Source organism: Pseudomonas granadensis, from assembly GCF_900105485.1.
GTDB classification, from domain to species: domain Bacteria; phylum Pseudomonadota; class Gammaproteobacteria; order Pseudomonadales; family Pseudomonadaceae; genus Aquipseudomonas; species Aquipseudomonas granadensis.
Genome location: NZ_LT629778.1, coordinates 48,525 through 71,022 on the forward strand (window position 1 = coordinate 48,525; position 22,498 = coordinate 71,022).

21 protein-coding genes and 1 pseudogene are annotated in these 22,498 nt (G+C 60.3%); 17 read left to right on the forward strand and 5 right to left on the reverse strand.

Annotated elements, in window-relative coordinates:
- The first annotated feature begins 288 nt into the window (after window positions 1-288).
- Both BLU52_RS00230 and BLU52_RS00235 read left to right on the forward strand, forming a co-directional pair.
- Window positions 289-1,299, forward strand: a complete 1,011-nt coding sequence (locus BLU52_RS00230) for a class 1 fructose-bisphosphatase (protein WP_039756611.1) — start codon at window positions 289-291, stop codon at window positions 1,297-1,299.
- Window positions 1,300-1,301: 2 nt separating this feature from the next.
- A complete protein-coding gene (locus BLU52_RS00235) occupies window positions 1,302-1,904 on the forward strand; it encodes a DUF924 family protein (RefSeq protein ID WP_090280277.1) in 603 nt (200 codons plus the stop codon).
- Between the two features lies 1 nt (window position 1,905).
- On the opposite strand, the gene BLU52_RS00240 is transcribed toward BLU52_RS00235, so the two are convergent.
- From BLU52_RS00240 to BLU52_RS27165, 4 genes and pseudogenes are all read right to left on the reverse strand, one after another.
- Entirely contained in the window at window positions 1,906-2,238 is a 333-nt protein-coding gene (locus tag BLU52_RS00240) for a type II toxin-antitoxin system RelE/ParE family toxin (RefSeq protein WP_090280280.1), read from the reverse strand.
- Window positions 2,235-2,507 (reverse strand): type II toxin-antitoxin system Phd/YefM family antitoxin, encoded by a 273-nt coding sequence (locus BLU52_RS00245; protein ID WP_090280282.1) that lies wholly within the window; start codon window positions 2,505-2,507, stop codon window positions 2,235-2,237. Before BLU52_RS00245 ends, BLU52_RS00240 begins: the two co-directional genes overlap by 4 nt.
- A gap of 149 nt (window positions 2,508-2,656) precedes the next feature.
- Entirely contained in the window at window positions 2,657-3,421 is a 765-nt protein-coding gene (locus BLU52_RS27160) for a methyl-accepting chemotaxis protein (protein WP_408003573.1), read from the reverse strand.
- A 141-nt stretch (window positions 3,422-3,562) separates the two neighbouring features.
- Window positions 3,563-4,600, reverse strand: a pseudogene (locus BLU52_RS27165) (cache domain-containing protein); the annotation flags it as partial.
- A 232-nt stretch (window positions 4,601-4,832) separates the two neighbouring features.
- Between BLU52_RS27165 and BLU52_RS00255 the strand changes: the two are divergent.
- Both BLU52_RS00255 and BLU52_RS00260 read left to right on the forward strand, forming a co-directional pair.
- A complete protein-coding gene (locus BLU52_RS00255) occupies window positions 4,833-5,087 on the forward strand; it encodes a lipoprotein (protein WP_034152995.1) in 255 nt (84 codons plus the stop codon).
- A 29-nt stretch (window positions 5,088-5,116) separates the two neighbouring features.
- Window positions 5,117-5,686 (forward strand): lipocalin family protein, encoded by a 570-nt coding sequence (locus BLU52_RS00260; protein WP_090280288.1) that lies wholly within the window; start codon window positions 5,117-5,119, stop codon window positions 5,684-5,686.
- 117 nt (window positions 5,687-5,803) lie between these two features.
- On the opposite strand, the gene BLU52_RS00265 is transcribed toward BLU52_RS00260, so the two are convergent.
- Entirely contained in the window at window positions 5,804-7,168 is a 1,365-nt protein-coding gene (locus BLU52_RS00265) for a formimidoylglutamate deiminase (RefSeq protein ID WP_090280293.1), read from the reverse strand.
- A 145-nt stretch (window positions 7,169-7,313) separates the two neighbouring features.
- On the opposite strand from BLU52_RS00265, the gene hutC reads away from it, so the two are divergent.
- The 13 genes from hutC to dtd all read left to right on the forward strand — a co-directional run bounded on the left by hutC (window position 7,314) and on the right by dtd (window position 22,372).
- The gene (hutC, locus tag BLU52_RS00270; protein ID WP_162803449.1) at window positions 7,314-8,024 is read left to right on the forward strand and encodes a histidine utilization repressor; all 711 of its coding nucleotides are present in this window, start codon (window positions 7,314-7,316) and stop codon (window positions 8,022-8,024) included.
- Window positions 8,021-8,593 carry a HutD/Ves family protein gene (locus BLU52_RS00275; RefSeq protein ID WP_090280298.1) on the forward strand — a complete coding sequence of 191 codons (573 nt, stop codon included), beginning with the start codon at window positions 8,021-8,023 and terminating at the stop codon, window positions 8,591-8,593. The genes hutC and BLU52_RS00275 overlap by 4 nt, the downstream gene beginning before the upstream one ends.
- A gap of 461 nt (window positions 8,594-9,054) precedes the next feature.
- Window positions 9,055-10,737, forward strand: coding sequence for a urocanate hydratase (hutU, locus tag BLU52_RS00280; RefSeq protein WP_090280300.1), 1,683 nt, complete (start codon window positions 9,055-9,057; stop codon window positions 10,735-10,737).
- A gap of 149 nt (window positions 10,738-10,886) precedes the next feature.
- Complete coding sequence (locus tag BLU52_RS00285; RefSeq protein WP_090280303.1) at window positions 10,887-12,359, forward strand: purine-cytosine permease family protein; 1,473 nt, start codon at window positions 10,887-10,889, stop codon at window positions 12,357-12,359.
- Between the two features lie 71 nt (window positions 12,360-12,430).
- The gene (locus BLU52_RS00290; RefSeq protein WP_090280305.1) at window positions 12,431-13,399 is read left to right on the forward strand and encodes an ABC transporter substrate-binding protein; all 969 of its coding nucleotides are present in this window, start codon (window positions 12,431-12,433) and stop codon (window positions 13,397-13,399) included.
- A gap of 83 nt (window positions 13,400-13,482) precedes the next feature.
- A complete protein-coding gene (locus tag BLU52_RS00295; RefSeq protein ID WP_007949591.1) occupies window positions 13,483-14,334 on the forward strand; it encodes an ABC transporter permease in 852 nt (283 codons plus the stop codon).
- A complete protein-coding gene (locus tag BLU52_RS00300; RefSeq protein ID WP_090280309.1) occupies window positions 14,331-15,161 on the forward strand; it encodes a quaternary amine ABC transporter ATP-binding protein in 831 nt (276 codons plus the stop codon). The genes BLU52_RS00295 and BLU52_RS00300 overlap by 4 nt, the downstream gene beginning before the upstream one ends.
- A 134-nt stretch (window positions 15,162-15,295) precedes the next feature.
- The gene (gene hutH / locus BLU52_RS00305) at window positions 15,296-16,819 is read left to right on the forward strand and encodes a histidine ammonia-lyase (RefSeq protein ID WP_090280311.1); all 1,524 of its coding nucleotides are present in this window, start codon (window positions 15,296-15,298) and stop codon (window positions 16,817-16,819) included.
- Between the two features lie 116 nt (window positions 16,820-16,935).
- Window positions 16,936-18,468, forward strand: a complete 1,533-nt coding sequence (gene hutH, locus BLU52_RS00310; RefSeq protein WP_090280314.1) for a histidine ammonia-lyase — start codon at window positions 16,936-16,938, stop codon at window positions 18,466-18,468.
- A gap of 244 nt (window positions 18,469-18,712) precedes the next feature.
- Window positions 18,713-19,918, forward strand: coding sequence for an imidazolonepropionase (gene hutI / locus BLU52_RS00315; protein WP_090280317.1), 1,206 nt, complete (start codon window positions 18,713-18,715; stop codon window positions 19,916-19,918).
- A gap of 10 nt (window positions 19,919-19,928) precedes the next feature.
- On the forward strand, window positions 19,929-20,732 hold the full coding sequence (gene hutG / locus BLU52_RS00320; RefSeq protein WP_090280321.1) for an N-formylglutamate deformylase: 804 nt from the start codon (window positions 19,929-19,931) through the stop codon (window positions 20,730-20,732).
- A 234-nt stretch (window positions 20,733-20,966) separates the two neighbouring features.
- The gene (gene pip, locus BLU52_RS00325; RefSeq protein WP_090280324.1) at window positions 20,967-21,938 is read left to right on the forward strand and encodes a prolyl aminopeptidase; all 972 of its coding nucleotides are present in this window, start codon (window positions 20,967-20,969) and stop codon (window positions 21,936-21,938) included.
- Window positions 21,935-22,372, forward strand: coding sequence for a D-aminoacyl-tRNA deacylase (gene dtd, locus BLU52_RS00330; protein WP_090280327.1), 438 nt, complete (start codon window positions 21,935-21,937; stop codon window positions 22,370-22,372). Before pip ends, dtd begins: the two co-directional genes overlap by 4 nt.
- The last annotated feature ends 126 nt before the right edge of the window (window positions 22,373-22,498 follow it).

A 22,498-nucleotide genomic window follows, 5' to 3' on the forward strand; every position in this document is an offset into this window, starting at 1 on the left:
CAAGTGACCGCATTTCTTCATGTGGAATGCTGTTCTTGTAGGAGTGAGCCTGCTCGCGATAGCGGTCTTCCAGCCTACAAAAATCTTCAAACTGCCGCATCAGCCAGGCACCAATAGTCCCGAACCGGTCTACGCTCAAATCCACCACCTGAACTCTCCACCGACAATCACGTCTGATGCAGGCAAATACGCCCCGACGCACGTTAGCGGGCGTCTTCGCTCGCTAGGTTTTCAGACTCCCTGTAAACTGCGCGGGTTTTTAGCCCCCCCATTCCACCGGAGCCGTCCATGTCCCGCGTTACCTTGAGTCGCTATTTGATTGAGCAGACCCGCAGCAACAACACTCCTGCCGATCTGCGCTTTTTGATCGAAGTGGTGGCGCGTGCCTGCAAGGAAATCAGCCACGCCGTGTCCAAAGGCGCCCTCGGTGGTGTTCTGGGCAGCATGGGCACTGAAAACGTCCAGGGCGAAGTGCAGAAGAAGCTCGACGTGCTGTCGAACGAGATCCTGCTCGAAGCCAACGAATGGGGCGGTCACCTGGCTGGCATGGCATCCGAAGAAATGGACAATGCCTACCAGATTCCAGGTAAATACCCGAAAGGCGCCTACCTGCTGGTATTCGACCCACTGGACGGTTCGTCGAACATCGACATCAACGCTCCGGTCGGCACCATTTTTTCGGTACTGCGTTGCCCGAACGAATACCTCAGCCAGAACGAGCCGCTGAACGAAAAGGCCTTTCTGCAACCTGGCACTCAACAAGTGGCCGCCGGTTACGCGATCTACGGTCCGCAGACCATGCTGGTGCTGACCCTGGGCGACGGCGTCAAAGGTTTCACCCTCGACCGCGAAATGGGCAGCTTCGTACTGACCCACGAAGACATCACCATTCCTGAAACCACTCAGGAATTCGCCATCAACATGTCCAACCAGCGTCACTGGGAAGCCCCGGTACAGCGCTACGTCGGCGAGTTGCTGGCCGGTGAAGAAGGTCCGCTGAAAAAGAACTACAACATGCGTTGGGTCGCAGCGATGGTTGCTGACGTGCACCGCATCCTCACCCGTGGCGGTCTGTTCATGTACCCGCGCGACAGCCGTGAGCCGTCCAAGCCGGGTAAGCTGCGCCTGATGTACGAAGCCAACCCGATGTCGTTCCTCGTCGAACAAGCTGGCGGCGCCTCCACTGACGGCCACCAGCGCATCCTCGACATTCAGCCTGAAGGGCTGCACCAGCGTGTAGCGGTGTTCCTCGGCTCGAAAGAAGAAGTCGCGCGCGCCACGGCTTACCACAAGGAATAACCATGACCGCGCCCTGGCAGCCGTTGCTTGACTGGTGGTTCGGACACGCCGAATCACCCGACGCAGTAGCGGCTGACAAGGGCAAGTTGTGGTTCGGCAAGCGAGCCAGCCAGGACCTCGAAGCGCAGACGCGTTTCGGGGTCTTTGTCGATCAGGCCCTGGCCGGCGAATTGACCGAGTGGACGCAATGTCCCGAAGGTTGGCTGGCGGTTGTGCTTTTACTCGATCAACTGCCGCGCATGATCCATCGCAACACCCCCAAAGCCTACTCCGGTGATTTACGCGCGCAGAAATTCGTCGCCCAAGGCATTGCGGCGGATTTTGATCGGCAGCTGAAACCGATCCAGCGTGTGTTCATTTATCTGGTATTCGAACACTGCGAAAACCTCGCGGTGCAGAACGAGGCAGTGTCCCGATTTATCGAACTGGTGGCGGAACAGCCGGAGGATGAGCGGGCGGTGTTCGCCGATAATCTGGATTACGCCGAGCGGCATCGCAAGGTGATCGCCCGGTTTGGCCGGTTTCCGCATCGCAATGCGGTGTTGGGGCGGGAGTCTACGGCGGAGGAATTGGTGTTTCTTGGTCAACCCGGTTCTCGGTTTTGATTCAGGGATTGCCTCTTAGAAGTCGTTTCATCAAAAGCGCCGGTAAGCTTTTTCGCGTATCGACAACGATATGAATGAACACTGTGGCTTCCCGCACTTCGTAAATCACGCGGTTCATGCCAGAGATAATCTGCCGATACTGGCCAAGATTGAGTTTCTCGATTTCTACAGGAATCGATCCTGAGTAAGGCTGATCGGCGAGACCAAGAATTGCGGTTTTGAGATCGGCATAAGTGCTTTGCCAAATTTGTGTTGAGAACTGCCTGACGAGGTAGGTGCGAAGCTCTTTGAGATCTGCTTGTGCGGACTGAAGAATAACGATCTTTAAACTCATTGATGATCGGCCCTGTCCAGTTCGGCAAAGACGTCTTCAGCCTCACTGAACCTGCCTTCTTCGATCTCCCGATTACCCATCGCCAACAGTTTCAGCAACGCCATTGTGTCTTCTTGCTCTTCAAAGCTTTTCACATCCATAACCACTAGCTTGGCTTCACCGTTTTGAGTGATTACCAGCGGTTCGCGGCTTTCAGTAATGGATTTGACGATGTCGGCCGTGTGGCTTTTCAGGTAACTGATCGGTTTGATTTGCGATGAAAGCTTCATGATTGAGCCTCGCCTAATTGATGGGGACTTAGTTTAGTCTTAATTCAGTCCACTGTCAGTGGGGCCTGACCAGCGTATTCCAATTCGGGCGCTGTCGTGGCTAATGCCCCCATCGCCAGCCTGCTGGCGATGGGGCCGATAGCAGCGCTTTAAATCCGGAAGCTACCGACCAACTGCTTCAACCGCGCCGCCTGCTGCTCCAGATCCGAGCACGCGCGCAATGTCGCCTGCAGGTTTTCCACACCTTCCTGATTCAGCGTGTTGATCTCACTAATATCCACATTGATCGACTCCACCACTGCCGTTTGCTCTTCAGTCGCGGTGGCGACCGACTGGTTCATGCCGTCAATCTCGCCGATACGCTGGGTCACGCTGTCCAAACGTTCGCCGGCCTGGTTGGCGATGCCGACGCTGCTTTCGCTCTCGCGTTGGCTCTCGGTCATGATGCTGACCGCCTGACGCGCGCCGACTTGCAGTTCCTCGATCATCTTCTGCACTTGCTGCGCCGAATCCTGGGTGCGGTGGGCGAGGTTGCGCACTTCATCAGCAACCACGGCGAAACCGCGACCGGCTTCACCGGCGCGCGCCGCTTCGATTGCCGCGTTGAGGGCGAGCAGGTTGGTTTGCTGGGAAATACTGGTGATCACTTCAAGAATCTGGCCGATGTTCACCGTGTTGCTGTTAAGCGTTTCGATGTTGCCGCAGGAATCGCTGATCTTCGCCGACAGCTGCTGCATGGCGTGGATGGTTTTATCCACCACTTGCTGACCTTCGACGGCGAGGCCGCGCGCATCGCTGGAGTGCTGCGAGGCGAGGGCCGCGTTCTGGGCGATTTCCTGGGCGGCGGCGCCGAGCTGGTTGATCGCGGCGGCAACGCTGTTGGTGCGGGTGGCTTGCTGATCGGAGTTGTACATCGACGAATTCGACGCGGCGACCACGCGCAGGGCGACTTCGTTGACCTGGCCGGTGGCCGAGGACACTTCGCGGATCGAGGTGTGAATACGCTCGACGAAGCGGTTGAACGAGGTGCCCAGCGCGCCGAATTCATCGTTGCCGTGAATCACCAGACGCTTGGTCAGGTCGCCTTCACCTTCGGCAATATCGTGCATGGCGCGGCCCATGGTCAGCAGCGGTTGCATCAACACGCGAATCAGCATGCCCAGCAACGCCAGAATGATGACCACGGCAATGGCCATGGCGATCAACGCCGACGTGCGGAATTCGCTGAGCATGGCGAACGCGGTGTCTTTGTCGAGCACCAGCGCCACGTACCAGTCAGCCGACGGCACGCCATTAACGCGTGTAAACGAGATCAACTGGGTCTTGCCGTCGAATTCGACTTCTTTCAGGCCCGGGCTGACCTTCGGCGCGCCATTTGGATAGGCCTCGGCGAGGGTCTTGAGCACCAGTTTGTTGTCCGGGTGGATGAGGATCTTGCCCTCGGCGCTGACGATGAACGCATGGCCGTGACCGCCGAAGTTCAGCGAGTTGATGATTGCGCTGACGCTGGTCAGATCGATATCTGCGCCGGCGACGCCGAGCATCTGGCCCTGGCGTTGCACCGGCGTGGCCACGGTAATCACCAGCTTGCCCGAGGAGGCGGCAATGTACGGTTCGGTGACGATGGTCTGTTGCGCGGAGTTGGCCGCTTTGTACCAGCCGCGGGCGCGCGGGTCGTAATCCGGCGCGCGATTGCCGGCCGGTATCGAGAACATCACGCCGTCCGCGCCGCCAAAGTAGCTGAGCTGAAAATTGCCGGTGTAGGCGGGCAGGTCGATGATGCGTTTGAGGCTGGCCGGCGCGTTGCCGTCAACCGCCACTTGCTGGGATAACGATTGCAGCAACTGGATGCGGCTTTCCAGCCAGGTCTGGATGTTGCTGGTGGTCAGGCTGCCCAGTTCCTGCATGGTCGCTTCGGTACTGCTGCTCAGGGCCTGACGTTGGCGATAGTCGTTGAACAGAATGAAACAGGCGAACGCAACGGCCACCACAAGGGCGGCAGCCAACAAGATTTTATGGCTGAATTTCAGGTTTCTGGTCATCGAATGAACTACCGAGCAAGGGCTGGTCAGGAAAGGGCGGCAATTTGCCATATTCCCTGGCGTTGCGCTGCTCTTATTTCGACCGGCGCGCGGCAAAGATTAGGCGTCCTGGCGGAAAATCGACGAAATGCTCTATAGCCCTACAAAGTGTCTGATTTAACCGATAAATGCCGGACGGGCGGATGAACAAATAGCCATCTCGTCAGGGAACCAGAGGAGGGTTTTCTCTTCTAAGCTTCTGGTTGGCACCATGCCAGCCCCCTTCCGCTCCAGGAGTTACACCATGTCGCTGCGATCTCTCGCCCTTCTGTCCTTTTGCGTGCTGCTGGCCGCATGCAGCAAGGTCAATCAGGAAAACTACTCGAAGCTCTCGGCCGGCATGGCCAAGGCCGAAGTCGAGACCCTGCTGGGCAAACCGACTGACTGCTCGGGTGCGCTCGGCATGTCCAGTTGCACCTGGGGCGACAAGAACAGCTTTATCAGCGTGCAGTACGCCGGTGACAAAGTGCTGATGTTTTCCGGCCAAGGCCTGAAGTAAACCGGGGCTTTGCGCCCACGGAGAAAAAAATGAAGCGGTTATTGTTAGTTCTTTTTGCTGGCCTGGTTTTGGCTGGCTGCGCCACTTCCGGCGTCGACTCGTTGGCACCGAAGACCGTCAACAGCGTCAATCTCAAGCGTTATCAAGGCACCTGGTACGAGTTGGCGCGTCTGCCGATGTACTTCCAGCGCAACTGCGCGCAATCCGAAGCGCATTACACCCTCAAGCCTGACGGCAACGTCGCGGTGCTCAACCGCTGCCTGACCCCGGACTGGCAATGGGAAGAGGCCAAGGGCACGGCTTATCCGCAAGTGCCGGGCAAGACCGACAAGCTGTGGGTCGAGTTCGACAACTGGTTCTCGCGCCTGCTGCCGGGCGTGGCCAAAGGTGAATACTGGGTGTTGTACGTCAGTGACGACTACAAGACCGCCATCGTCGGCGACCCGAGTCGCAAGTACATGTGGCTGCTGTCGCGTACACCGACCGTCAACGGAGTGGTGCGCGAGGACTTGCTGAGCAAGGCGCGTCAGCAAGGGTATGACACCACGCGGCTGATCTGGCGGGCGACGGATCGGCAGATGGCCAAGACTTCGAACTGAAGAACACTGCAAAACCTTGTAGGAGTGAGCCTGCTCGCGATAGCGGTGTGTCAGAACATGAATATGTAACTGACACACCGCTATCGCGAGCAGGCTCACTCCTACATGGGTTTTGTGTCAGCCAAGAAGGTCGCGCAGGACTTGGGTAAAGGCTCGGGCGCTGTCTTCTTCCCCGGCATGCCTGCCGCCTCGCACCACCCATTGGCCATTCACCATCACATCTCGCACCTGCCGATCGCCACCGGCGAACAACCAGCGATTCAAAATCCCGTCACCGCTCGCCGTCGCCAAGTAGGGATCGTTGCCATCGAGCACAATCCAGTCGGCCCGCTTGCCGATTTCCAGCACACCAATCGGCTGCCCCAACGCCTGCGCTCCGCCGTCCAGCGCAGCGTCATACAACGTGCGCCCGACCATCGGCTGATCCGCGCCATACAAGCGATTACGGCGCTGGTCACGCAGACGCTGGCCGTATTCCAGCCAGCGCAATTCTTCCACCACGCTGAGCGATACATGGCTGTCCGAGCCGATGCCGATGCGCCCGCCCTGAGCGAGGAAATCCACCGCCGGGAAAATCCCGTCGCCCAGATTCGCTTCGGTGGTCAGGCACAATCCGGCGATGGCGCGACTCCTGGCCATCAGCGCGACTTCTTCCGGGTTGGCATGGGTGGCGTGGACCAGGCACCAGCGCTGGTCGACCTCGACATTTTCATACAGCCATTGCAGCGGCCGGCGACCGCTCCAGCTCAGGCAATCGTCGACTTCTTTTTGTTGCTCAGCGATGTGGATGTGCACCGGGCATTGTTTGTCGCTGGCGGCGAGTACCTCGCTGATCTGTTGCGGCGTCACCGCGCGCAGCGAGTGGAAGCACAACCCCAGCGATTGCGCCTTTTGCTGCGCCAGCATTGACTGAAGGCGCGATTGCAGATTCAGGTAGTTTTCGGTGCTGTTGATGAAGCGGCGCTGGCCGTCATTCGGCGTTTGGCCGCCAAAACCTGAATGGCTGTAGAGCACCGGCAGCAGGGTCAGACCAATGCCGCTGACACTGGCCGCCTGGCTGATGCGCAAGGCCAGTTCGGCCGGGTCAGCATATGGCTGGCCGTTACTGTCGTGATGCACATAGTGGAATTCGGCGACCGAGGTGTAACCGGCCTTGAGCATTTCGATGTACAGCTGACGGGCGATGACGCCGAGCTGATCCGGGCTGATCTTTCCGACGAGCCGGTACATCAGATCGCGCCACGTCCAGAAACTGTCGTTGGGATTGCCGGCCACTTCGGCCAGCCCGGCCATCGCCCGTTGGAAGGCATGGGAATGCAGGTTCGGCATGCCCGGCAGCAACGGGCCGCTCAACCGTTCGGCGCCGTCTGCGCTGGAATCGGCCTGGATTTGGGTCAACAAGCCATCGGCGCTGACCTCAAGACGTACATTATTGGCCCATCCATTAGGCAGCAGTGCGCGTTCGGCAAAGAAGGCGGACATGGTTCGGCACCCCATCGTGTGTTATTTGTATATACATATACAGACGTTTGCCTGCCCGGTAAACTCCGGCAAGCTAGCCACTTTCATCCAAGAACAGGGATCCACCGTGCCGACTCCGCCTCCAGTCTCCCCGTTGGCCGCGAACATGGGCGACAGTCCGGCGCCCTTGTACGCCCGCGTCAAACAGATGATCACCCAGCAGATCGACAGCGGTAACTGGCCGCCGCATTACCGCGTGCCGTCCGAGAGCGAACTGGTCAGCCAACTGGGTTTCAGCCGCATGACCATCAACCGCGCCTTGCGCGAGATGACCGCCGACGGCCTGCTGGTGCGCATGCAGGGTGTCGGCACGTTCGTCGCCGAACCGAAGAGCCAGTCGGCGCTGTTCGAAGTGCACAACATCGCCGACGAAATCGCCTCCCGTGGCCATCGCCACACCTGCCAGGTCATCACCCTCGAGGAAGAGGCTGCCGGTTCCGAGCGCGCGCTGGCGCTGGACATGCGCGAAGGGCAGAAGGTGTTCCACTCGCTGATCGTGCATTATGAAAACGACATTCCAGTGCAAATCGAAGACCGCTTCGTCAACGCGTTGGTCGCCCCGGAATACCTCAAGCAGGACTTCACCCTGCAAACCCCTTACGCCTACCTCAATCAGGTGGCTCCGCTGACCGAGGGCGAGCACGTGGTCGAGGCGATTCTCGCTGAGCCATCTGAGTGCAAGTTGCTGCAGATCGAAAAGGGTGAGCCGTGCCTGCTGATTCGTCGTCGCACGTGGTCGGGCCGTCAGCCGGTGACCGCAGCGCGCCTGATTCACCCCGGCTCCCGTCATCGTCTGGAAGGACGCTTTCATAAATGAGTTACGAAATGAAGGTTCTGCGCGCTGCAGGCTATCCGCGCATGCCATGGAAAAACGGCGGCGGCAGCACTGAAGAAATCAGCCGTGACGCCGGCGCCGGTCTCGACGGTTTCGGCTGGCGCCTGTCGATTGCAGACATTGCCGAGTCCGGCGGTTTTTCGACGTTCGCTGGTTATCAGCGGGTCATCACCGTGTTGCAGGGTAACGGCATGACCCTGTGCGTCGATGGCGAAGACAGCCGGCCGCTGTTGCCGCTCGACCCGTTCGCTTTTCGTGGCGAAAGTCAGGTGTCATGCACGCTGCTGGGCGGCGCGATTCGCGATTTCAACCTGATCTATGCGCCGCAGCGTTACAGCGCGCGGTTGCAGTGGCTGAACGGTGAGCAGCGGTTTTTCAGCTCGGCATCGACGGTGCTGGTATTCAGCGTTAGCGACGCGCTTCAAGTGCAGATCGGCGACGACGCTTCGCAGTTGGCGCGACATGATTGTCTGCAACTGGACGGTAACGCTGGCCTGATCGAACTCTCGATAAATGCAGCGTGCTGTGTGATCGAACTGACTGCTCACTGATTCCTTGCGTGTTGATCGTTCCCACGCTCCGCGTGGGAATGCATCCCGTGACGCTCTGCGTCACCGGCGAACGCGGAGCGTCCGTGGCGGCGTTACCACGCAGAGCGTGGGAACGATCCTTTTCAACGCACCAACTTGTTACCGAACGCCCCAGCGTGGCGCAAAACCGCGCTCTCGTAATAATCCTCAGTTCCACCAATCCATACCTTCGAAAAATTTCATCCACGCTTGAGCCCTTGATCCAGGCGCTCTCCAGCCCTCTGCGCAATTTTTCTTGAACAGTCCTTCAACAAGTTGGCCGCTTGATTGCATATGCTTGTATGTACAAGTAAAGACGTATGCGTATGAGTCGCTCAAGACTCTCCGCAGCGTCCACTGATTCGCTTGTCGCGCATCGAAGCGCGCAGGCTGCTTGCCCACTGCCAGGGTTGGTTTGAATTGATCGCTGAGGAGTCTTTTTCGTGACTGACAATAAGCCTACTAAGGTTCGTAACGTCGAAATCCGTGCATCGCGCGGCAACAAGCTGACCGCCAAGAGCTGGCTGACCGAAGCGCCACTGCGCATGCTGATGAACAACCTCGACCCGGAAGTCGCCGAGAACCCGAAAGAGCTGGTGGTCTACGGTGGTATCGGTCGTGCTGCGCGCAACTGGGAGTGCTACGACAAGATCGTCGAGAGCCTGACCAACCTGAATGACGACGAAACCCTGCTGGTGCAATCGGGCAAGCCGGTCGGCGTGTTCAAGACCCACAGCAACGCCCCGCGCGTACTGATCGCCAACTCCAACCTGGTGCCGCACTGGGCGAGCTGGGAACACTTCAACGAACTCGACGCCAAAGGCCTGGCCATGTACGGCCAGATGACCGCCGGCAGCTGGATCTACATCGGCAGCCAGGGCATCGTGCAGGGCACCTACGAAACCTTCGTCGAAGCCGGTCGTCAGCACTACAACGCTGACCTCAAAGGTCGCTGGGTGCTGACCGCAGGCCTCGGTGGCATGGGCGGCGCGCAGCCTTTGGCCGCGACACTGGCCGGTGCTTGCTCGCTGAACATCGAATGCCAACAAGTCAGCATCGATTTCCGCCTGAAAAGCCGTTACGTCGACGAGCAGGCCAAAGACCTCGACGACGCGCTGGCGCGTATCGACAAATACACCAAAGAAGGCAAAGCGATCTCCATCGCTCTGTTGGGTAACGCCGCAGAAATCCTCCCCGAACTGGTCAAGCGCGGCGTGCGCCCGGACATGGTCACCGACCAGACCAGCGCCCACGATCCGCTCAACGGTTACCTGCCGGCCGGCTGGAGCTGGGACGAGTATCGCGCGCGTGCCAAGACCGAACCGGCCGCGGTGATCAAAGCCGCCAAGCAGTCGATGGCCGTGCACGTCAAAGCCATGCTGGAATTCCAGAAACAGGGCATCCCGACTTTCGACTACGGCAACAACATCCGTCAGATGGCCCAGGAAGAAGGCGTCGAAAACGCATTTGATTTCCCGGGCTTCGTGCCGGCCTATATCCGTCCGCTGTTCTGCCGTGGCATCGGCCCGTTCCGTTGGGCTGCCTTGTCGGGTGATCCGCAGGACATCTACAAAACCGACGCCAAGGTCAAAGAGCTGATCCCCGACGACGCGCACCTGCACAACTGGCTGGACATGGCTCGCGAGCGCATCAGCTTCCAGGGTCTGCCGGCACGGATCTGCTGGGTCGGTCTGGGTCTGCGCGCCAAACTCGGTCTGGCGTTCAACGAAATGGTCCGCAGCGGCGAGCTGTCGGCGCCGATCGTGATCGGTCGTGACCACCTCGACTCCGGCTCGGTCGCCAGCCCGAACCGCGAAACCGAATCGATGCAGGACGGTTCCGACGCCGTGTCTGACTGGCCACTGCTCAACGCACTGCTCAATACCGCCAGCGGCGCGACCTGGGTTTCGCTGCACCACGGTGGTGGCGTCGGCATGGGTTTCTCGCAGCACTCGGGCATGGTGATTGTCTGCGACGGCACGGACGAAGCGGCCGAACGCATCGCTCGTGTCCTGCACAACGACCCGGCGACCGGCGTCATGCGTCACGCCGATGCCGGTTACCAGATCGCTATCGATTGCGCCAACGAGCAGGGGCTGAACCTGCCGATGATCACCGGAAAGTAATGCTTTCCCCTGTAGGAGTGAGCCTGCTCGCGATGAGGCCAGCACATTCAACACATGTGCTGAATGACACACCGCAATCGCGAGCAGGCTCACTCCTACAAAAGAAACAACAAGCATAACCACCCAGAACAATCCACAGAGGTTGAATCATGGCTGTCAACACCGATCGTGCAGGCAACAAACCGTTGATCGAGAGGCGTTCGATCGACTACATCCCGGAAGCGGAAAGACACGGTCGTCTGTTCAGCCAGTTCACCCTGTGGATGGGCGCCAATCTGCAGATCACTGCGATTGTCACCGGGGCCTTGGCCGTGGTGCTGGGCGGTGATGTGTTCTGGTCGTTGATCGGCTTGCTGATCGGCCAATTGCTCGGCGGTGGCGTGATGGCACTGCATGCTGCGCAAGGGCCGAAACTGGGCCTGCCGCAAATGATCTCCAGCCGCGTGCAGTTCGGCGTTTATGGCGCGGCAATTCCGATCGTGCTGGTGTGCCTGATGTACCTGGGTTTCACCGCGACCGGCACCGTGCTGTCCGGGCAAGCGCTGGGGCAGCTGTTTGGTGTCAGTGACAGCGTCGGTATTCTGATTTTTGCCAGCGTCATCGTGCTGGTGACGGTGCTCGGTTATCGAGTGATTCACTTCATTGGCCGGGTCGCCAGCATCATCGGCGTGATTGCTTTCATCTTTCTGTTCTGGCGGTTGATGAGCCAGACCGACGTCGGCGCGCTCCTGCAAATCCGTCACTTCAGCTGGAGCAGCTTCCTGCTGGCAATGTCGCTGGCGGCGTCCTGGCAGATCGCGTTCGGCCCGTATGTCGCAGACTATTCGCGCTACTTGCCGAGCAACACCTCGGCGGTGAAAACCTTTTTCGCCGCCGGTGCCGGTTCGGTGATCGGTGCGCAGGTGGCGATGATCTTCGGCGTGTTCGCGGCGGCTTCGGCCAACGGCCAGTTCGCCGGGCATGAAGTGGCGTATATCGTCGGTCTGGGCGGCACCGGTGCCACTGCGGCGTTGCTGTACTTCAGCATCGCCTTCGGCAAGGTGACCATCTCCACGCTCAACTCCTACGGCAGCTTCATGTGCATCGCGACGATCATCAGTGGTTTCAAAGGCCACCTGACCGTTACGCGCATGCAGCGCCTGGTGTTTGTGCTGGTCATCGTCGGCGCAGCCACGCTGATTGCGCTGCTCGGTCAGCACTCGTTCCTCGGTGCGTTCAAGTCGTTCATCCTGTTTCTGCTCGCCTTCTTCACCCCGTGGAGCGCGATCAATCTGGTCGATTACTACTGCATCACCCGTGAGCGCTACGATGTGCCAGCGCTCGCCGATCCGAAGGGACGCTACGGTCGCTGGAACCTGTTGGGGATCAGCGTCTACGTGTTCGGTGTGCTGGTGCAACTGCCGTTCATTTCGACCAAGTTCTACACCGGTCCGCTGGTGGCCGCCCTCGGTGACGTGGATATCTCCTGGATCATCGGTCTGGTGCTGCCTGCCGCCGTCTACTACGTGTGCGCAAAAAAATGGCACAGCGCTGTGCCCGATCAGCTGATTCTGCCAGTCGCGCAGAGCAGCGAAGTACAACCCGAAACAAGCGGGGCCGGTCGCGCTGCGGCGCAGGCCTGATCTGGACGTGGACAGGGCTGGATGCCTCTTGAACTGCCGTAAGCCCATTCATGATTAGGAGCGTCATTACAATGAAATCGAACAAGACCCTGCTGACCACATTGCTGTCCATGGGCCTGTTGGCCAGTGCCGGTGCGACCCAAGCCGCCGGCTGGTGCGAATCGGGCAAACCGGTGAAATTCGCCGGGCTGAACTGGGAAAGCGGCATGCTCCTGACCGACGTGCTGCAAGTGGTGCTCGAGAAAGGCTACGACTGCAAGACCGACAGCCTGCCGGGCAATTCCATCACCATGGAAAACGCCTTGAGCAGCAATGACATTCAAGTGTTTGCCGAAGAATGGGTCGGCCGCAGCGAGGTCTGGAACAAGGCCGAGAAGGCCGGCAAGGTGGTCGGTGTCGGCGCGCCGATCGTCGGTGCAATCGAAGGCTGGTACGTGCCGCGCTACGTCATCGAGGGTGATGCCAAGCGCAAACTCGAACCAAAAGCCCCAGACCTGAAAAACATCGCTGACCTGGGCAAATACGCCGCCGTGTTCAAGGACGCCGAAGAGCCGTCCAAGGGCCGTTTCTACAACTGCCCGGCCGGCTGGACCTGCGAGCTGGATAACAGCGAAATGCTGAAAAGCTACGGCCTGGAAAACAGCTACACCAACTTCCGTCCGGGCACTGGCCCTGCGCTTGATGCGGCGGTGCTGTCGAGCTACAAGCGTGGCGAGCCGATCCTGTTCTACTACTGGTCGCCTACCCCGCTGATGGGCCAGATCGACGCGGTCAAACTCGAAGAGAAAGCCGGCGTCGACAAGAGCGTGAGCATCAAGGTCGGCCTGTCGAAAACCTTCCACGATGAAGCCCCGGAGCTGGTCGCCGTGCTGGAAAAGGTCAACCTGCCGATCGACCTGCTGAACCAGAATCTGGGACGCATGGCCAAGGAACGTATCGAGTCGCCGAAACTGGCGAAAATCTTCCTCAAGGAACATCCTGAAGTCTGGCATGCGTGGGTCAGTGCAGACGCAGCCAGGAAAATCGACGCGGCGCTGTAGGTCGATACCTCCCGGTCAACCGTGAGGCTGGCCGGGAGATATGCCGTAAACGCTTGATTGAGATTGCTGACTGAGAGCCGCTTATGTTTCCCGAGAGCTTTACCTTTTCCATCGCCGACTGGGTCAACGGTTGGGTCGATTCGCTGGTCACCAACTACGGCGATGTGTTCCGCCATATCTCCGATACGCTGCTGTGGGCCATCGTCAACCTCGAAGGCCTGCTGCGCGCAGCGCCATGGTGGTTGATGCTGGCAATCGTCGGTGTGGTCGCCTGGCACGCCACGCGCAAAGTCGTGACCACGGCGGTCATCGTCGGGCTGCTGTTTCTCGTGGGCGCCGTCGGCCTGTGGGACAAGCTCATGCAGACGCTGGCGCTGATGATGGTCGCGACGATCATTTCGGTGCTGATCGGCATCCCGCTGGGGATTCTCTCGGCGCGCAGCAATCGCCTGCGTTCGGTGCTGATGCCGCTGCTCGACATCATGCAGACCATGCCCAGTTTCGTGTACCTGATTCCGGTGCTGATGCTGTTCGGCCTGGGCAAGGTGCCGGCGATTTTCGCCACGGTGATCTACGCCGCGCCGCCGCTGATTCGCCTGACCGATCTGGGCATTCGCCAGGTTGACGGCGAAGTGATGGAAGCGATCAACGCGTTCGGCGCCAACCGCTGGCAGCAACTGTTCGGCGTGCAACTGCCGCTGGCCCTGCCGAGCATCATGGCCGGGATCAACCAGACCACCATGATGGCCCTGTCGATGGTGGTAATCGCCTCGATGATCGGCGCCCGAGGCTTGGGTGAAGATGTGCTGGTGGGGATTCAGACCCTCAACGTCGGACGTGGCCTCGAAGCCGGTCTGGCGATCGTGATTCTCGCAGTGGTCATCGACCGTATTACTCAGGCGTATGGTCGGCCACGGCATGAGGTGAGCAAATGAGCAACGCAACCGTGAGCAAGATCGAAGTCAAAAACGTCTTCAAGATTTTCGGCAACCGCGCCAAGGACGCCCTGGCGATGGTCGGCCAGGGCAAGACCAAGGATCAGGTGCTGAACGAAACCGGTTGCGTGGTCGGGGTCAACGACCTGTCGCTGAGCATCGGCACTGGCGAGATCTTCGTGATCATGGGCCTCTCCGGCTCGGGCAAATCCACCCTGGTGCGCCACTTCAATCGTCTGATCGATCCCACCAGCGGCGCAATCCTCGTCGACGGCGTGGACATCCTGCAATACGACATGGACGCGCTGCGCGAATTTCGCCGGCACAAGATCAGCATGGTGTTCCAGAGCTTCGGCCTGCTGCCGCACAAGAGCGTGCTCGACAACGTCGCCTACGGCTTGAAAGTGCGCGGCGAGAGCAAGCAGATGTGCACCGAGCGCGCGCTGCACTGGATCAACACCGTCGGCCTCAAAGGCTACGAAAACAAATACCCGCACCAGCTCTCCGGCGGCATGCGCCAGCGCGTCGGCCTGGCCCGCGCTTTGGCGGCGGACACCGACATCATTCTGATGGACGAAGCCTTCAGTGCGCTCGACCCGCTGATCCGTGCGGAGATGCAGGATCAGTTGCTGGAGCTGCAAAAGACCCTGCACAAGACCATCGTGTTCATCACCCACGACCTCGACGAGGCCGTGCGCATTGGTAACCGCATTGCGATTCTCAAGGATGGGAAATTGATTCAGGTCGGTACGCCGAGAGAGATCCTGCATTCGCCGGCGGATGAGTATGTCGACCGGTTCGTGCAGCGGCGGGCGGCAGTAGTCTGAAAAATATGCGGTGACTGAACCGGCGCCATCGCGAGCAGGCTCACTCCTACAGTTGAAATGCGTACCCCTGTAGGAGTGAGCCTGCTCGCGATAGCGCTAGTGAAGCTGCATCAATATCAAGGTTGAGGTTTTAGATGTCCCAGGCTGAAAAAATCATCATCACCGGCGACCACCTGCATTGGCAGGACGTGGTCGCCGTGGCCCGGCGCGGCGCGCAACTGGAGCTGTCGGAGGGCACCTGGGCGCGCATCGACAACGCGCAGGGCATCGTTCAGCGCATCGTCGAAAGCGGCGAGCGCGCCTATGGCGTCAACACCGGTCTGGGCGGATTGTCCAACGTCTCGCTCAAAGGCGAACAACTCAGCCAGCTCTCGCGCAACACTTTGCTCAGCCACGCCTGTGGTGTCGGCCCGGTGCTCAGCGACGAACAGACTCGGGCGATCATTTGCGCCGCGATCCACAACTACAGCCACGGCAAATCCGGCATCCACCGCCAAGTGGTCGAAGGTCTGCTGGCGCTGCTCAATCGCGACATCACCCCGCAGGTGCCCTCGCAAGGTTCAGTGGGCTACCTGACGCACATGGCGCACATCGGCATCGCCTTGCTCGGTGTGGGCAATGTCAGCTATCGCGGGCAGATTGTTCCGGCGCAACAGGCACTGGCCGCAGAAGGCCTGCAACCGGTGCAGCTCGGCGCCAAGGACGGCTTGTGCCTGGTCAACGGCACGCCGTGCATGACCGGCCTCAGTTGCCTGGCGCTCGCCGACGCAACACGCCTGCTGCAATGGGCCGATGTCATCGGCGCAATGAGTTTCGAAGCCCAGCGTGGCCAGATCGACGCCTTCGACGCGGAAATCATCGCGCTGAAAGCGCACCCGGGCATGCAGCAGGTCGGCAGCAATCTGCGCGCGCTGCTCGCTGGCAGCGAAGTGATCGCCACCAGCAAAGGCATCCGCACCCAGGATGCCTTGAGCATCCGCTCGATTCCGCAGGTGCATGGCGCCGCGCGTGATCAACTGGAGCATGCGATCAGGCAGGTCGAAATCGAACTCAACGCCTGCACTGACAACCCGTTGCTGCTCGGCACGCCAGACAACTTCCGAGTCATGTCACAAGCCAACCCGCACGGGCAATCGGTGGCGATGGCCGCCGACCTGCTGGCAATCGCCATGGCCGAGATCGGCTCGATCGCCGAGCGCCGTCTCGATCGCCTGATCAACCCGCACGTCAGTGGACTGCCGGCGTTTCTGGTGGCCAATCCGGGGGTCAATTCCGGGATGATGATCGTGCAATACGTCGCCGCCTCGCTGTGTGCGGAAAACCGCCAATTGGCGCAACCGGCGGTGCTCGACAACTACATCACCTCGGGCCTGCAGGAAGACCACCTGAGCATGGGCACCAACGCCGCGCTGAAGCTGCACCGCACGGTGGAAAACTGCACGCAGATCCTCGCCATCGAATACCTGCTGGCGGCCCAGGCGTTTGAATTTCTCAAGGAACAACGCTTCGGCGCCGGCACCGATATCGCCTGGCGCCTGCTGCGCGAAAGCGTCCCGCCCTACGATCAGGACCGCTGGCTGGCGCCGGATATCGCCGCCGCAGCGAGCGTGCTGAAAGACCCGAATCTGCCACACAACGTTTTACCGAATCTGCACTGACACGACCCCTGCCAGCGTGCCAAGGCGCGGCTCTCCAAAAGACGAGCGGCGACGGACAACGGACATTTCCGGAGCGACTGGTCAGTTAATAAGAAACTCTCAAAAGGAGCACAAACATGACTGCGCTGAACCTGATTCCCGGCCAACTGAGCCTGGCCCAACTGCGTGACGTCTACCAGCATTCGGTCAAGCTGAGCCTCGACAACAGCGCCTCTGCGCAGATCGAGGCCAGCGTGGCCTGCGTCGAGCAGATCCTCGCCGAGAATCGCACCGCCTACGGCATCAACACCGGGTTCGGCCTGCTGGCGTCGACGCGCATCGCCAGCGAAGACCTGGAAAATTTGCAGCGCTCGCTGGTGCTGTCCCACGCCGCCGGTGTCGGTGAGCCGATCAGCGATGCGCTGGTGCGGCTGGTCATGGTGCTCAAGGTCAACAGCCTGAGCCGCGGTTTTTCGGGTATCCGCCGGGTGGTGATCGATGCGCTGATCGCGCTGATCAATGCCGAGGTTTATCCGCACATTCCGCTGAAGGGTTCGGTCGGTGCCTCGGGCGATCTGGCACCGCTGGCGCACATGTCGCTGGTGCTGCTGGGCGAGGGCAAGGCGCGCTACAAGGGCGAGTGGATGGAAGCCACCGAGGCGCTGAAAATCGCCGGTCTGACCCCGCTGACACTGGCGGCAAAAGAAGGACTGGCGCTGCTCAACGGCACTCAGGTGTCCACCGCGTTCGCGCTGCGTGGTCTGTTTGAAGGTGAAGACCTGTTCGCCGGTGCACTGGCGCTCGGCGGTCTCAGCGTTGAAGCCGTGCTGGGCTCGCGCTCGCCGTTCGACGCACGCATTCATGCCGCGCGTGGCCAAAAAGGCCAGATCGACGCCGCGGCCGCTTATCGCGATCTGCTCGGTGAGCGCAGTGAAGTCTCCGACTCGCACCAGAACTGCGAAAAGGTCCAGGACCCGTACTCGCTGCGCTGCCAGCCGCAGGTCATGGGCGCCTGCCTGACCCAGTTCCGTCAGGCTGCTGAAGTGCTCGCCGTCGAAGCCAACGCGGTGTCGGACAACCCGCTGGTGTTCGCCGCTGAAGGCGATGTGATTTCCGGCGGCAACTTCCACGCCGAACCGGTGGCCATGGCCGCTGACAACATGGCCTTGGCCATCGCTGAAATCGGCTCGCTGAGCGAACGCCGCATCTCGCTGATGATGGACAAGCACATGTCGCAACTGCCGCCGTTCCTCGTCGCCAATGGCGGGGTGAACTCCGGTTTCATGATCGCGCAGGTGACGGCGGCGGCACTGGCCAGCGAGAACAAGGCACTGTCTCACCCGCATTCGGTCGATAGCCTGCCGACCTCGGCCAACCAGGAAGACCACGTTTCGATGGCACCGGCGGCTGGCAAGCGTTTGTGGGAAATGGCCGAAAATACTCGCGGCATTCTCGCGGTGGAATGGCTGGCGGCGGCGCAGGGGCTGGATCTGCGCAACGGCCTGAAGACCTCGCCGAAGCTGGAACAGGCGCGGGCGATTTTGCGTAAGGAAGTGCCGTTTTATGAGAAGGACCGGTTCTTTGCGCCGGACATTAATGCGGCGACTGAGCTGTTGGCTTCGCGGTGTCTGACCGAACTCATTCCGGCGAAGTTGCTGCCTAGTTTGTAAGTGGATTTTCAGGGGGAGCTTTGTTGTTGCTGAAATCGACCCCCCTCACCCCAGCCCTCTCCCCCAGGGGGAGAGGGGGAAGGGAGCAGATCTCTATGCTTTTCAGAATTTGAATTCAACTTGATAGTCAGGTTGGCATATCTCGACAGAACTACCCGGTCAGTTCCCTCTCCCTCCGGGAGAGGGCTAGGGTGAGGGGCTTTTCAAGGCCGCCCACCAAACCAACCCTAAACGGAGGCCAACAGTGAAAACCCTCTGGCAACACTGCCACGTTGCAACCATGGCCCAGGGCGTCTATTCGATCATCGAGGACGCCGCCATCGTCACTTCCGGTGCGCTCATTGAGTGGATCGGCCCGCGCCAGCAATTGCCGTCCGGCGAATACCCGGCGGTCAATGACCTGCAAGGCGCCTGGGTTACGCCCGGGCTGATCGACTGCCACACCCACACGGTGTTCGGCGGCAACCGCAGCGGTGAATTCGAAAAACGTCTGCAAGGTGTCAGCTATGCCGAGATCGCCGCGCAGGGCGGTGGTATCGCCAGCACCGTGCGTGCGACTCGCGAAGCTACTGAAGACGAATTGTTTGCCAGCGCCGCCAAGCGTCTGAAGAGCCTGATGCGCGACGGGGTGACCACGGTCGAAATGAAATCCGGTTACGGCCTCGATCTGGCCAACGAACGCAAGATCCTGCGAGTGATTCGTCGTTTGCAGCAAGAACTGCCGATCAGCGTCCGCAGCACCTGCCTGGCCGCTCATGCACTGCCGCCGGAATACAAGGATCGCGCCGACGATTACATTGATCTGGTCTGCAATGAGATGCTCCCGGCGCTGGCCGCCGAGGGCCTGGTCGATGCGGTCGATGCCTTCTGCGAATACCTGGCGTTCTCGCCGGAGCAGGTCGAGCGCGTGTTCGTCGCCGCGCAAAAGCTCGGTTTGCCGGTCAAGCTTCACGCCGAGCAACTCTCATCGCTGCACGGCTCCAGCCTCGCTGCTCGCTATAAGGCGCTGTCCGCCGATCACCTGGAATTCATGGACGAAGCCGACGCTATCGCCATGGCCGAAGCCAACACCGTGGCCGTGCTGCTGCCGGGCGCGTTCTATTTCCTGCGCGAAACCCAGCTGCCGCCGATGGACGCCCTGCGCAAGCACAACGTGAAAATCGCGATTGCCAGCGACCTCAACCCCGGCACCTCACCGGCATTGTCTTTGCGCCTGATGCTGAACATGGCCTGTACCTGTTTCCGCATGACCCCGGAAGAGGCCCTCGCCGGCGCGACGCTCCACGCGGCGCAGGCGCTGGGCATGGCTGCGACCCACGGTTCGCTGGAGGTCGGCAAGGTCGCCGATTTTGTCGCGTGGCACATCGATCGTCCGGCGGATCTGGCGTATTGGCTCGGCGGCGATCTGGACAAACGCGTCGTGCGTCACGGCGTTGAATCAAATCTGTAGGAGAGCGGTTGTGGATAAGGTTCTGCATTTCAAACAAGGTCGCGTGCCGCTGCTGATCAGCATGCCGCATGCCGGGTTACGCCTGACGCCTGCGGTCGATGCCGGGCTGATTCCGGCGGCGAAAAGTCTGCCGGATACCGATTGGCACATCCCCAAACTTTATGACTTCGCTGAAGGGCTGGGCGCCAGCACCCTGGCTGCGGAATATTCGCGCTTCGTCATCGACCTCAACCGGCCATCCGATGACAAGCCGATGTACACCGGCGCCACCACCGGCCTGTATCCGGCGACGCTGTTCGATGGCATTCCATTGTTCCGTGAAGGGCTGGAGCCGTCGAAGGAGGAACGCGCGAGCTATCTGAAGCAGATCTGGACGCCGTATCACCGCAAGCTGCACGAGGAGCTGGCACGGCTCAAGGCTGAATTCGGCTACGCGCTGCTGTTCGACGCACACTCGATCCGTTCGGTCATCCCGCACCTGTTCGACGGCAAGCTGCCGGACTTCAACCTCGGCACGTTCAATGGCGCCAGCTGCGATGCGCAACTGGCCGCGCAGCTGGAAGCGATCTGCGCACGGCATGGCAACTTCAGCCATGTGCTCAACGGTCGGTTCAAGGGCGGACACATCACCCGCCACTACGGCAACCCGGCCGAACACATCCACGCGGTGCAGCTGGAGCTGTGCCAGTCCACCTACATGGAAGAGTTCGAACCGTTCCGCTACCGCGCCGACCTGGCCGAGCCGACGCAGGGGGTGCTCAAGGAGTTGCTTGAGGGCTATCTGGTCTGGGGCCAAAGCCATTACGCAAAATAAAGCCTGGCGCCTACCCCTGTAGGAGTGAGCCTGCTCGCGATAGCGTCGGTTCAGTCGCCATTTCAGTGACTGGCACACCGTTATCGCGAGCAGGCTCACTCCTGCAGGGGACACGGCTGAAAAAATGCGAGTAACCCGGAGCATGCTCATTGACGTAAATCGGGTTTATGATGCCCAACGGCAGAATAATAGAAGTCCCCTCAGGGATGACCTCGACCCCTTACGGAGCGCGCAATGCAGACTTTGTTTCCGCAGATCAAACCCCACTCCCGGCACGATCTGGCTGTCGATGACACCCATACACTGTACGTTGATGAAAGCGGCTCGCCGGAAGGCCTGCCGGTTGTGTTCATCCACGGTGGCCCCGGCGCCGGGTGCGACGCGCAGAGCCGCCGCTACTTCGATCCGAACCTGTATCGCATTGTCACCTTCGACCAGCGCGGCTGCGGACGCTCGACGCCTCACGCCAGCCTGGAAAACAACACCACCTGGGATCTGGTCGAAGACCTCGAGCGCATCCGCAAACACTTGGGCATCGACAAATGGGTGCTGTTCGGCGGTTCGTGGGGCTCGACCCTGGCGCTGGCGTACGCGCAAACCCACCCGGAGCGCGTCCACGGTCTGATCCTGCGCGGGATCTTTCTCTGCCGACCGCAGGAAATCGAGTGGTTCTATCAGGCCGGCGCCAGCCGTCTGTTCCCCGATTACTGGCAGGACTACATCGCACCGATCCCGCTGGACGAGCGCGACGACCTGCTCAGTGCTTTCCACAAGCGCCTCACCGGCAACGACCAGATCGCGCAGATGCACGCGGCCAAGGCGTGGTCGACCTGGGAAGGGCGCACCGCGACCCTGCGGCCGAATCCGCTGGTGGTCGATCGTTTCTCCGAGCCACAGCGCGCGCTGTCGATTGCGCGCATCGAATGCCACTACTTCACCAATAACGCCTTCCTGGAGCCGAACCAGCTAATTCGCGACATGGCCAGGATTGCGCATCTGCCGGGCGTGATCATTCACGGTCGCTACGACGTGATCTGCCCGCTCGACAATGCCTGGGAACTGCATCAGGCCTGGCCGAACAGCGAACTGCAGGTGATCCGCGATGCCGGCCACGCGGCGTCCGAACCGGGCATCACCGATGCGCTGGTGCGCGCGGCGAGCAAGATGGCTCAGCGCCTGCTCGATCTGCCGCCTGAAGAAGCATGAAGGGGCTGTTACAGCGCGTGCGTGGGGCGCGAGTGGAGGTCGGCGGTGAAGTCGTCGGTGCAGTCGATCAAGGCTTGCTGGTGCTGGTCGCGGTAGAACCCGACGACACGCGTGTCAGCGCCGACAAACTTCTGCATAAGCTGCTTAACTATCGGGTATTCAGCGACGCCGAGGGCAAGATGAACCTGTCCTTGGCAGATGTCGACGGAGGGTTGCTGCTGGTCTCTCAGTTCACCCTCGCGGCTGACACCAAAAGCGGCTTGCGCCCGAGCTTTTCGAGCGCGGCGCCGCCGGCCCTTGGCGAGGAATTGTTCGATTATCTATTGAGCAACGCGAAACAGATGCATGGCACTGTGGCATCAGGTAGATTCGGCGCCGATATGCAGGTGCATCTGGTCAACGACGGCCCGGTTACCTTTTTGTTACAGACCTGAAAATGCTTGAAACACCTTCTTTAGGAAATTTCGACTGGTTTTCGGGTGTTTTCGCGATAAATACTTTGTTACCCCTGATGCGTTGTCATGCGGGCTACTAGATAATCGCGCGCTACGGGGATCGGC